Below are 12195 nucleotides of genomic sequence, written 5' to 3'. Positions count from 1 at the left end.
GAAAAGATTTTTCTAAAAGGAGAATGACGCATGAAAAAAATATATTTTAACGGAAATATAATAACAGTAGACAAAAATGAATCTGTTGCTGAAGCTATCTTAATTGAAGATGGTAAAATTAAAGCTGTTGGAAGCAATGAGGAAATTTTATTATTAGAAAAGAACGCTGAAAAAATTGATTTAGAAAAGAAAACAGTTTTACCAGGGTTTATTGATCCACATGGTCATATAGTTGCAATGTCACAAACATTAATGATAGTAATGTTAGGAAATGTAAATTCTAAAGAAGAGTTACTTGAAAGATTAAAAAAAGAATTAAAAGAAAACCCAGTAGAAGAGGGGAAATGGCTAATAGGATTTGGATACGATAATTCTAAGTTTGAAGGCGGATTACATCCAACTAAATTTGACTTAGATACTGTTAGCAAAGATATACCAATAAGTATTTCTCATGCATCAGGACATTTAGCTGCTGTAAACTCAAAAGCATTAGAGCTTTACGGATATAGTGGAGATGATTACATAGTACCAGAAGGTGGAGTTGTAAGAACTGTTTCACCAGATTCAAAAGAAGCAAATGGCGTTTTAGAAGAAAATGCCATACTTGATAGTGAAAAGAAAAAAATAATACCAAGCCCAGGATTTGAAGATGTATTAAAAGCTGTAGTTAAAGCTCAAAAACTTTATGCGTCACTGGGAATTACTACTACGCAGGATGCATCTGTAGAAGAAGCTAATCATTACAATGATATTTTAGAAACTTGTGCTAAGAATAACATGTTGTTTTTAGACATAGTAGGTTTAGCTACTCAACCCTCAACTAAAAACTTAATGAAAAATGAAAAAACTCCAAAGAGAGAGTACAGAAATCATTATAGATTAGGTGGAGGTAAAACTTGGTTAGATGGTTCACCACAAGGATTTACTGCTTGGCTGAGCAAGCCTTACTATGTAGTACCAGAGGGAAAATCAGTTGACTACTGTGGGTATGGAACTCAAAGTGATGAAGCAGTAACTAATTATTTTGTTGATTGTATAGAAATGAATATTCAAGTTAATGTTCATACAAATGGAGATGAAGCTTGTGAGCAATTCTTAAGATGCTACGAAAAAGCTGTAGAAATAACAGGTCATGGAAAAGAATTAAGATCAGTTATGGTTCATTGCCAAGCTCTAAGATATGATCAATTAGATAGAGTAAAAGAATTAAATGCAATACCTACATTCTTTAACGATCATGTTAGGTTCTGGGGAGATTTACATTATAACAAAGTATTTGGACCTGAAAGAGCTCAAAATATATCTCCAATAGGATGGGCGTTAGAAAAAGGCATAAAATTTACACTACATCAAGATCCTCCAGTAAAGGTTCCAAATCAGATATTAGCTATTCACAATGCTGTTAATAGAAAAACTGAGTCTGGAAGAGTTTTAGGTGAACACCAAAGAATTTCAGTAATGGAAGCTATAAAGGCAGTTACCATAAATGGAGCTTATCAATATTTTGAAGAAGACAGTAAAGGATCTTTAGAAGTTGGTAAACTAGCCGATATGGTAATAGTAGATAAAAACCCACTGGAAATACCTGTAGAAGAACTAGAAACTATAAAAGTATTAGAAACAATTAAAGAAGGAAAACAAATATTTGTCATATAAAAATTAAGCTCACTGTAAGATAACGCAGTGAGCTTAATTTTTTATTATTTATATTGACATAGAGAAGAAAAACTGATTTAATTATACTTATTAAAACACTTTTTAAAACTATTTTAATAAGTATAATCGGAGGTGGTAAAATTAAATGGCAAATTCAGAAACTATAAAAAGTATAAACATTAAAACAGTTTGTAATATATTGAAGGAAAACGAATCCATAAGTAAAACAGATATAGCTAAATATACAGGATTAAGTTTTCCAACTGTAAGTACAGTAATAGAACATTTAATTGAAAAAAATGAAGTTACTGAAGCTGGTATGAAAAATTCTCTTGGGGGAAGATGTGCGAAAAAGTATAGCTTAAACCCCATGTATGCAGTTTCATTAATCTTATATTTAGAAGGAAATAAGATTAATTGGATAGTAAATGATTTTTGTAAAAATAAAATAGATAATGGATGTACTGATTTAAAAAATAGAATACTTGAAGAAATGGACAATATAGTATCATTAGTAAAATCACAATACACTCAATTAGCAAGTATAATGATTGGAGTAGCAGGCACTGTTAAAGATGGGAAAATTGTATCTTTTATAGAATATAAAGAGTTACAAGGAATAAATTTAATTGATTATTTTATAAAAAAATATAATGTTCCTGTAAATGTGGAGAATGATATGAATGTTGCTGTTAAAGGATATTGGGAAAGACATGACACAAAGAATAAAGAAGCAGTAGTTAATATATATAAGGGTCACAATGGAATAGGTTCTAGTATGGTTTTAGAAGGAAAGGTATGGAAAGGAACACGTAACTTTGCCGGAGAGTTACACTACCTTCCCATATGTGATGATAATTTAGAATATGCCACAAGTGGTTTTAATGGAGTTAATATTGTTGAATATTATGGAAAAATAATTCAATCATATATCGTTTTAGTAAATCCAAATTTAATTGTTCTATATAATAATGCATACATTGCTGATAAATTAGATGAAATAAAAAATTACTGTACACTTTTAATTCCAAAAGAAGTAATGCCAGAGGTTATTATTTCAGATGAATTTATAAATGATTATGAATATGGGTTAATAAAAATGGCTAACGATTTAGTAGATTGATAATATAATTGGGGGATATTTATATGAAATATACGCATATAGTATTTGATGTTGATGGTACTTTAATAGATTCAGAAAAAGCAGTTTTAAAATCATTACAAAAAACTATAGAAGAAGAAGGTATTAATAAAAGTTTAGATGACTTAAAGTTTGCCTTAGGCATACCTGGAAAGGATGCTTTATCCGTACTTGGGATAGAAGATTTAGAAGGTGTTGAAGAAAGATGGAATGAAAACTTATTAAAATATTCTGATGAAATGAAACTTTTTGAAGGAATAAAGCAAGTTATTCAAGAGTTAAAATACAAAAACGTCAGTCTAGGTATTGTAACATCTAAGACAAGAAAAGAATATGAAACAGATTTTTTAAAATTTGGACTAAACTCATATTTTGATTTAGTTATTTGTGCAGATGATACTAGAAAACACAAACCTGACAAAGAGCCTATAGAGAAGTATATAGAAATCACGAAAGCAAAGAAAGAAGAAACTATATATATAGGTGATTCTATTTATGATATGCAATGTTCAAAAGATGCAGGTGTTGACTTTGCACTAGCATTATGGGGGGCAAATGAAACAGAAAAAATAAAAGCTGAATATAAACTAAAAACTCCTAAAAGTATATTAGGTATTATAATGAAACCTGATGTAAAGAATATGGAATGGTTAGATTGGGCAATTGAATTACAGCACTTAGCACAAGTAGGACTAGCATATTCAAAAGATCCATATGATATAGAACGATTTAAAATGGTACGTCATATATCAGCAGAAATAATTAGCTCAAAAACAGAATTAAATTTTGATAAAGTTAATGATTTATTTTGCAACGAGACAGGATTTCAAACGCCTAAGCTAGATACAAGAGCAGCAATTTTTGAGGATAATAAAATATTACTAGTGAAAGAAATTAGTACAAATACTTGGTCTTTACCAGGAGGCTGGGTTGATGTAGATCAGTCTATTTACTCAAATACTGTTAAAGAAGTTAAAGAAGAGGCAGGTCTTGATGTTATTCCTAGTAAGCTAATAGCAATTCAAGATAGAAATAAACATAATATACCAAGATATGCTTATGGAGTATGCAAAGTTTTTATGTTATGCAAAGCACTTGGTGGAGAGTTTAAAGAGAATATTGAAACATGTGATAGTGGATTTTTTAGTTTAGATGAATTGCCTGAATTAGATATGGCAAAAAATACAAAAGATCAAATAAAAATGTGTTTTCTAGCAGAAAAAGATCCTAATTGGCAAACAATATTTGATTAAATAATAAATTTACTAAAAAGTAAAATAAAAAGAGATGCTATTTTTGGTGCCATATTTACTTATCAAAAAAACATCCTAAAGCTCAATTATCACTATATTTCTAGTTTAAACTATTAATACTATGAGAAAATAGATAGGCTAACTGAAGAGGATAGTTTATAAAAAGAGTATATTATTATTAAATGGATAGAATAATCCTATAAAAAGACTTATGCAAGTGGTGAACATTAATGATTAAAAACAAAAAGTTATTGTTTTGTATTTTTATAGGATTAATTTTATTAATATTTTGGATACAAAAAACAGATTCAGATTATATAATTGAAAGAGATATAGGTATTCATAACAGAGTTTTTAAAGAATATGTTGTGTTTTACCCTCAACACCAAGATGATGAGGTATTGTGGGGAGGAAGTGCTTTAAAAAGAGCTGTAAATACATTAGGTCCAGAACATGTATTTGTAGTACTGGGATCAGATGGAAGTGGAGTCAATGTATTTAAGGATAAATTTTATAAAAATAAAAGTAGAAAAGAAAAAGCAGAACTAAGAAACAAGGAGTTTTATGCAGCACTGTATGATTTGGGAATTAAAGAAGAAAACATTTTAATACTTGCAGATATGGATAATAAATCAGGAGATCACTTTGATTTAATGAGAGAAGTTGCTTTAGGTTTTGAAAAAAAATATAAAAGTGTGACTCATGTAGCTCATACGTACAAATACGACGACCATCCCATGCATAGAAAAAATGGAAGTATAATTATTGATTTATACAATTTAGGAAAAATAAAAGATGCAATGTTTTATTTAAAACCTCAATATATAAAAAAAGTTCCATCAGATAAAAGAGTCATATATAAGGCAACGAATAACGAAGACTATGAGGCTATTGTCAATGCCTGCAATGAATATAGGGTTATTAACAAAGATGAAGATAGACATGGAATAGGATATATTTCTGCTCATAGTCATTTTGATCAATTGTTAAGTGATCCTGAATTAACATCTGTATTTCATCTGCCCTATTAATTTTAAAACAAAAGTTCAAAAAGAGAGCTAATCAAAAATAGCTCTCTTTTTTATGTTCAAAATATTCTTCTTTGGTTTGCCCGTATATTAAATGAAATACATCTTTTCCGTTGTGTTCTCTTATGTAATTATCTATAACCTTCATCCCTAACTTTTCAGCAACTTTAATTGAATTAACATTTTCAGGGATTACTTGAGCTATATATTTATCAGCATTAAGAACATTAAATATATAGTCTACACATGATTTCATTCCTTCTGTGGCATATCCTTTGTTCCAAGATTTCTTTTTAAGTATATAAGCCACTTCAATGTAGTTTACTTCTTTTATAGTTATTGGCAGTATTCCCATTATTCCAATTACTGAATTAGTTGATTTTTCTATTGATATATAATAACTATATCCAAAGTCTTCATATTGCTGTGTGATTTTATTAATCCAAATTTGAACCTCTTTATCGGAGTAAGTTTTCCCCCATCCTAAAAGCATTAAATCTTCATCTTGTAAAATTGATTTCATTTCATTGTAGTCATTTTGTTGTATTTTCTTCAATAATAATCTTTCAGTTTTAATAATACACATTTTCCCCTCCAAATTAAAAGTTATATTGTATTACTCAACTAAAAAAGAAATCTAAAGTATTTTAGATTAGAAGTTAATATATTTCATCTTCTTCTATTTCAATTAAACCCTTTGAAGCTAAAAATTCTTCTTGTAAATCTAAAATCATTTCTATTTCATCCTTAGAAATATTTTCTGCACATCTGCTATATATAAATTCTATCATTTCTTCTATTGAAATTGTTGTATCTTCCATAATATCCTCCTAAACTTGCAACATAAACATTATGATACAACATAATAAATCAAATTAAAAGATGTAGAATTTACTTTATATAATTGCAGATACTAAATTCAAACTATATTTAGGAGGATAATATGAGTAAATATAAATTAGATTATTTTTCGAAATACTATTTTTATGAAGAAGATGATTTTGTTAATGAAGTAGAAGAGGGAAAGTACATACTAGAACAAATAAAGACTAGTAATAGATTTGATTATAAAGGCCATTCATACAAATACACTAAGTTTGGAAACATATCACAAAGTGATACAAAAAGAGATGTAAATATGGAAATAGTAAAAGACAGTGTAAATGTAATTATAGATAATGAAAAATGTCACCTTGATTTAATATACAAATTTGAAACCAAAATTTTAGAGGACCATGTTAGAGTAACTACAAGAATTAGCGAAAAAGATGATGATATATCTTGTTTATTATATATAAATAATAGTGAGGCTGAAGAATGTATAAAAGAGTTAGAAGAGGTGAAAAAATTACAAGAGAGTTATCTTAAAATGAAATAAAGATTATAATTGAAATAATAATTTAGGGATATAGAAGTATTCCTATTGAATAATTATTCAATAGGAATGTTAAATTTTTATAATGAAACAGACAATCTAAGTATTAATTTTATACTCCGAAATAAAAGCGAACAAATAAAGCTGCTAATGCAGCACCTGCAAAAGGAGCTATTCCTGGTATTAATAATCCATATTGCCAATCGTTATTAGCTTTGTTTTTTATTGGTAGTATTTGGAATGCAAGTCTAGGACCTAAATCTCTAGCTTGGTTCATTGCAAATCCTGTAGGTCCTCCAAGGGCCATACCGATTGCCCATACTAATAAACCAACTCCTATTGCTAACATATCTTCATGCTTTGTAGCAATTACAAGTATACTACTTATAAATACGAAAGTAGCAAAGAACTCAACGAAGAAATTTCTAGGTAAATTACGTATAATTGGATTAGTAGAAAAAATATTTCTTACAGCAATAGGGTCAACCTCATTTTCACTAGCTTTAAAATGATCTGCATACATTAGATATACTATTATTGAAGCAACAAAAGCACCTAAAAGTTCAGCTATAGTGTAAGGTATAAAAGAGGACCAAGGTATCATTCCTAATATACATTGAGCAAAAACCATGGCAGGATTCATACATACACCACCAAAAACTAATAATGCTACTGTAATACCAAAAGCCCATGTTGTTATGGCAAATAGATGGCCACTTCCTCTATATTTAGTATTTTTTAATACTTCATCGCAATGAACTCCCACACCAAAGATAATCATAAGTGCTGTACTTAAAAATTCAGCAGTTAAATTTTGAAACATATTTTAATTCCCCCCTATTTCAGTTGTGATTTTTTATTATTTATATAAACATTAATTATTATTTTGAACTATTACACTTAATCCATCAGGTATTACAGCAACTTTTGCATCTTTACCCTTTAATTCAAATGCACGATTTAGTGCCTCATCTATATTTTTTGCTATTTCCATATGTAATCCAGTAACTAAAGAAGGATCTACTAAATCAGATACCATTATTACTTTGTGATTTACTAAAATTCTAGCTAAAATTTGTGAAGTCCACTGTTCTGGTAAAGTTTCTAGTCTTGGAGTTTTCTTTGCTAATTCTAAAAAATCTTTTGGTTCTTTTACATTTGCAACATTATCATAAAATGCTTGACCACCGTGACCATCGCGACATCCTGCAACCATTATAATAATTCCATCTTTATTTAAAGTAGCCTCAGCAGCAGTCATACCTTTTACTGCTTGATAAATATTTTGATCAAGAGGATAACCTCCATTAGTAGAAATGGCAATATCACAATTTACTTTATCTACACGAGCTAAGCTATTCACAAAGTTACAGCCTTCTAAATGAGCTCTTTCAAAATCTCCTGCAAAAGATCCTATAATTTTATGGTCTCCATTTAAAACTACGTTGACAATAAAAGCTAGCTTAGCAGTTCTTGCTGCATACACCATATCTTCATGAACTAGATTATGAGCAATATTTCCTGTACGAGAATTTTTGTCGCTTATAAATTCTCCACAGTGATTTGCCATAATAGTTTTATATGATGCTATACCTGGAAGTACTGATTTTCTTCCTCCAGAAAATCCTGCAAAAAAGTGTGATTCAATAAAACCTTCTGCTATAAGTAAGTCGGCTTCTGCAGCAATTTTATTTATTAAACATTCTCCTCCACTTGGTAGAGTACCAATTTTTTTCATTGAAGAATCATCAGTAGATATGTGCATTACTATTTCTTCATTTTCAGCTATTTCTTTTCCATATTTTGAAATTAATTCTTCTTTTGTACTTTCTCTATGAAAGCCAGTAGCAACTAAAATACGTATACGTGCATTAGGAGATACACTACGAATTCTTCTAAGTAAAATAGGGGTAATAATATGAGATGGCACAGGTCTTGTATGATCACTGCTTATTATTACAATATCTTTTTTATCTTTTGCTAATTCCTCAAGAGTAGGACTTGCAATTGGATTGTCTAAGGATCTTTCCACAATGTCAGTTTCACTTTCTTTGCATTTATAAGTCCCTTGTTGTGATTCTAAAAGTCCAGCAAAGTTATCAGGTTGTAAATTTAGACTTATTGTTTTTGAATCATAAGGCAGTTTGAATTTTTTCATATAATTTGTTCCTCCATTTTTCTAATAAATTGTTAATTTTTAATTTAATAACTAGTATAATTTAGAATGAAATATTATAATATATCATGTGATGTTACCATTTGATAACATCTTTTAATACAAAATAAAAGTTAAAGGACATAAAAACTATAGAGTTTTATAGTTTACATATCATTGGGGAGGGATATTTATGGATGCAAAATTTTTGCTTGATTTTTTAGAAAAAAATAATACAGAAACTATAAGGAAGAAGTATCATTCATATTTAACTTTTTATGGATTAGATGAAAAATACACCTATGTTTTAAAAGAAGGAGTAATAAAAACAAGTGTTATTTTGAAAGATGGTAGAGAATTTAATATTTCATATATATGTGAGCCAGATATAATTTCTTTATTAAGAGATGAGATAAGTTCAAACACATCATCACCATTTAATGTAAGAATTGAATCTAAAGAAGCTGTATTTTACAAGATTCCAAGAGTTACTTTTTGGAACTATGTTAATAATGATATTGAATTACAAACTTACATAAAGGATTATTACAGGACTAAATTGTTGGAAAGTATGCATAATCATAAAATAACCATAATGAATGGAAAAAAAGGTGCTGTTTGTGCATTTATTTATGAATTGATTGGTAAATTTGGTAAACAAAAAAATAATAAAATTGTAATAGATTTTCTTATAACAAATGAAGATATAGCCGGTTTTTGTGGTGTATCAACAAGAAATAGTGTAAATAGAATTCTACATGAACTAAAAAAAGAAAAAGTTATTGATGTTATAGATAAAAAAATTCATGTTTTGGATGTGGAGTATCTTCGTAATTTTGCATTAGATTAGTATAGAATACCATTTGCTTAACCTTGACAATTTTTATGCTACAATTATTATATGCATGTAGAGTTAGGTAGTTTTTAATATATTTATCATTAAAGTTAGAAGGGGAATGAATATGAAGAAAACATTATATTTAATGCGTCATGGTCAAACTTTATTTAATTTAAGAAAAAAAATGCAAGGGCATTGTGATTCACCGCTAACATCACTTGGGGAAAAGCAAGCTGAAATAGCGGGAGAATATTTAAAAAATATTCATATAGACCATGCTTATAGCTCATCTTTAGAAAGATGTTGTGACACTCTAGAAATCGCCACTAATGGAAGGATACCTTATGTAAGATTAAAAGGTTTAAAAGAAATGAATTTTGGTGTATTTGAAGGAGAAAGTGAAGATTTAAAACCTAGAGATAAAAAAGATTATGAAAGTTTCTTTGTCCAATACGGAGGAGAATCTTTGTCACAAGTTAAAGAAAGAATGCTTAAAACTTGTACAGAAATAATGGAAAAAGAATATCATAACACTGTTTTAGCGGTGTCTCATGGATTGGCTTCTTTATGTTTCTTATCAAATTTTGAAGATGCAGATGAACTGATGAAAACAGGCATACCTAACTGCACCATATTTAAATATGAGTACGAAAATAAAAAGTTCAAATTAATTGAAATTATACGACATGATTTTAGTCAAGTAGAAGAAGCTTTGGCTTATTAATAATTCTGGGAGTAAATTAATGGTAGTAGAAAAACAAATACATAAACCCTTTGCTTTTGAAAATAAAAAGTCAAATACCATGGTTATATTTATTCACGGAATACTAGAAGGGCCAAACCAATTTAAAGAATTTGCAGAAAATGTACATAAAGAAGGATTTTCATACTCAGCAGTTTTATTAGATGGACATGGAAAAAGCGGAGAAGAATTTGGAAGAAGCAACAAAAATAAATGGTTAGGTACAGTTGAAAAAGAAATATTAAAGTATAAAGATGATTATGAAAATATTATATTAGTAGGTCATTCTATGGGGTCATTAATATCACTATTATTTACTTTAAAATATAAAAATAAAATAAAGGGTCTTGTATTAATATCAGCGCCTCTTAAAGTTTTTGTTAAATTTAATATGATTATTAGTAGCATAAGAGTAGCCTTAGGAAGAATTAGAGAAGAAGATATTTTAGCAAAGTGTGCACAAAAAGCTTTTAGTGTTGATAGATGCTTGCCTGTAACTTATTTTACTTGGATACCTAGATATGTGGATTTATTTAAGTTAATAAGGATAAGTAGAAAAGAACTTAAAAATATAGAAATACCAACTTTTATTGTTCACTGTAAAAAAGATGAGCTTGTTAGTCACAGAAGTTTAAAAGTTTATAATAGTAAATTACAAAATGATTATAAAATTATAAATTTAGAAAAATCAGGGCATTTTTACTATGATGAAAATGAATTTAAAATTTTGCTAAATGAATTTAAAATTTTTATAAATAAGAGTATTTCTTAAGAAGTTAAATAAAAAGTTGTAGATAGTTACTAAAATAAACTATCTACAACTTTTTTAGTTTACGGCTTCCATTGAAGAACCTTGCTTTGATTTAGAAAGGGACCTTTTACTTACAAGCTTAGAAATACGCATTACAGCATAAGTTATAAATACAACACTATAAACCACAACATTTGTTATGTAATTAGTATCACCTGAAAGAGCAACTGGAACCATTATTAACATAACGTGAATATATATTAGTCCATAGAATAAATATGCAGATCTTTGCAATGTCTTCCATGACTTAGGTTTCATGCATTTTCTAACACTAGGAAAAGAAGTGATAAGCAGTGGAACCATTATTGCGATTAGAATTATACTTACACCTGCAGCAGCTTTCATATTAGTTTGCATAGTTTCTGGTGCTGTAAAAAGATTTACAAAGTGATTTTTACCAAAACTTATATTGTGAGCTAAAGTAAGTATACCTGCTATAATTGATAGTTCAGCTCTAATTGGCATTAAAAACTTAATTAATTTACTTCCATTTCGAAAGGCTCCTGTGTACATAACAATAACAAAAAGAGCAGTTGAAAAAGTACTTTTTATTAAAATAGGAAGTAGAGTAGTAGTAAACCAGGCTGGTAAAGTCCAAATTACACCTGTATAAGATCCTACTATTAATAAAATTGATAATATTGTAGTTAGTATATAACAAATATTAGCATGTTTTTTGATAAAGTCGCGACCAAAAGCTACTAGCAATATTGCGACTATTATTGATATTAAAAAATTCATAATTACCTCCACTAAATATGAGAAACACGGGTTGTTTATTTCTTCATATTGTTTTTAATATTTTATTGTAATGAAATTATAATATGTATTTTATTATCAATCAATACTTATTATCAATTAACAATAAAAATCAATAAAATTTGCAACATAATAATAAAAAGAAAAGATTAAATGATAATTAACATATGTAAAAATATTTGAAGAAGATATAAATTCAAAATGTGAAAAGACAATAATGTTTGTGTATGGATGGTGTATGTACTTTTGAATTTGCTGAATGTATGAATATACAATAGAAAAGTCTAAATTAATTTCTCTTAATGATGGAGGGCATGGTGAGTTTTATGAATGCAAGGATGATATAATAAATTCAGAGTTAGAAAAAGTTTATAATAAACAATTAGATAAAATGAAAAAGAGTAGTGATTTAAAATTATAATGTGTAAAAATTACTA

Annotated in this window: 14 protein-coding genes; 9 read left to right on the top strand and 5 right to left on the bottom strand. The window is 28.2% G+C overall.

What is annotated here, in order from left to right; all coding sequences use genetic code 11:
• The first annotated feature begins 30 nt into the window (after positions 1–30).
• The 4 genes from TEGL_RS11420 (at position 31) to TEGL_RS11405 (ending at position 5081) form a co-directional block, all read left to right on the top strand.
• The gene (locus tag TEGL_RS11420) at positions 31–1656 is read left to right on the top strand and encodes an amidohydrolase (RefSeq protein WP_018590609.1); all 1626 of its coding nucleotides are present in this window, start codon (positions 31–33) and stop codon (positions 1654–1656) included.
• A 145-nt stretch (positions 1657–1801) separates the two neighbouring features.
• Positions 1802–2779: an ROK family transcriptional regulator gene (locus TEGL_RS11415; RefSeq protein ID WP_018590610.1), complete on the top strand. Its 978-nt coding sequence runs from the start codon at positions 1802–1804 to the stop codon at positions 2777–2779.
• Positions 2780–2802: 23 nt separating this feature from the next.
• Entirely contained in the window at positions 2803–4050 is a 1248-nt protein-coding gene (locus tag TEGL_RS11410) for an NUDIX hydrolase (RefSeq protein ID WP_018590611.1), read from the top strand.
• A 230-nt stretch (positions 4051–4280) separates the two neighbouring features.
• A complete protein-coding gene (locus tag TEGL_RS11405) occupies positions 4281–5081 on the top strand; it encodes a PIG-L family deacetylase (protein ID WP_018590612.1) in 801 nt (266 codons plus the stop codon).
• 31 nt (positions 5082–5112) lie between these two features.
• Here the strand turns inward: TEGL_RS11405 and TEGL_RS11400 are convergent, their stop codons facing one another.
• Both TEGL_RS11400 and TEGL_RS11395 read right to left on the bottom strand, forming a co-directional pair.
• Positions 5113–5664: a GNAT family N-acetyltransferase gene (locus tag TEGL_RS11400; RefSeq protein ID WP_018590613.1), complete on the bottom strand. Its 552-nt coding sequence runs from the start codon at positions 5662–5664 to the stop codon at positions 5113–5115.
• Positions 5665–5737: 73 nt separating this feature from the next.
• The gene (locus tag TEGL_RS11395) at positions 5738–5899 is read right to left on the bottom strand and encodes a hypothetical protein (protein ID WP_018590614.1); all 162 of its coding nucleotides are present in this window, start codon (positions 5897–5899) and stop codon (positions 5738–5740) included.
• A gap of 122 nt (positions 5900–6021) precedes the next feature.
• Here TEGL_RS11395 and TEGL_RS11390 point away from each other — a divergent pair, with 122 nt between their 5' ends.
• Positions 6022–6456: a hypothetical protein gene (locus tag TEGL_RS11390; protein WP_018590615.1), complete on the top strand. Its 435-nt coding sequence runs from the start codon at positions 6022–6024 to the stop codon at positions 6454–6456.
• A 109-nt stretch (positions 6457–6565) separates the two neighbouring features.
• Here the strand turns inward: TEGL_RS11390 and larD are convergent, their stop codons facing one another.
• Together larD and larA are read right to left on the bottom strand one after the other, a co-directional pair.
• Positions 6566–7276 (bottom strand): D/L-lactic acid transporter LarD, encoded by a 711-nt coding sequence (gene larD, locus TEGL_RS11385; RefSeq protein ID WP_018590616.1) that lies wholly within the window; start codon positions 7274–7276, stop codon positions 6566–6568.
• Positions 7277–7327: 51 nt separating this feature from the next.
• Positions 7328–8611, bottom strand: coding sequence for a nickel-dependent lactate racemase (gene larA, locus TEGL_RS11380; protein WP_018590617.1), 1284 nt, complete (start codon positions 8609–8611; stop codon positions 7328–7330).
• Between the two features lie 190 nt (positions 8612–8801).
• Here larA and TEGL_RS11375 point away from each other — a divergent pair, with 190 nt between their 5' ends.
• The 3 genes from TEGL_RS11375 (at position 8802) to TEGL_RS11365 (ending at position 10960) form a co-directional block, all read left to right on the top strand.
• Positions 8802–9458, top strand: coding sequence for a Crp/Fnr family transcriptional regulator (locus tag TEGL_RS11375; RefSeq protein ID WP_018590618.1), 657 nt, complete (start codon positions 8802–8804; stop codon positions 9456–9458).
• Positions 9459–9570: 112 nt separating this feature from the next.
• Entirely contained in the window at positions 9571–10170 is a 600-nt protein-coding gene (locus TEGL_RS11370; protein WP_018590619.1) for a histidine phosphatase family protein, read from the top strand.
• A gap of 19 nt (positions 10171–10189) precedes the next feature.
• Positions 10190–10960 (top strand): alpha/beta hydrolase, encoded by a 771-nt coding sequence (locus TEGL_RS11365; RefSeq protein ID WP_018590620.1) that lies wholly within the window; start codon positions 10190–10192, stop codon positions 10958–10960.
• A 54-nt stretch (positions 10961–11014) separates the two neighbouring features.
• Here TEGL_RS11365 and TEGL_RS11360 read toward each other — a convergent pair whose 3' ends face one another.
• A complete protein-coding gene (locus tag TEGL_RS11360) occupies positions 11015–11740 on the bottom strand; it encodes a ferric reductase-like transmembrane domain-containing protein (protein WP_018590621.1) in 726 nt (241 codons plus the stop codon).
• 277 nt (positions 11741–12017) lie between these two features.
• Here TEGL_RS11360 and TEGL_RS11355 point away from each other — a divergent pair, with 277 nt between their 5' ends.
• Positions 12018–12179, top strand: coding sequence for a hypothetical protein (locus TEGL_RS11355; protein WP_018590622.1), 162 nt, complete (start codon positions 12018–12020; stop codon positions 12177–12179).
• Positions 12180–12195 lie beyond the last annotated feature (16 nt).

The sequence above is a fragment of the Terrisporobacter glycolicus ATCC 14880 = DSM 1288 genome, from assembly GCF_036812735.1.
In the GTDB taxonomy this organism is placed as follows: Bacteria; Bacillota; Clostridia; order Peptostreptococcales; family Peptostreptococcaceae; genus Terrisporobacter; species Terrisporobacter glycolicus.
Note: the sequence above shows the minus strand (reverse complement) of the source record. Positions and strands in the feature narration are given on the sequence as shown.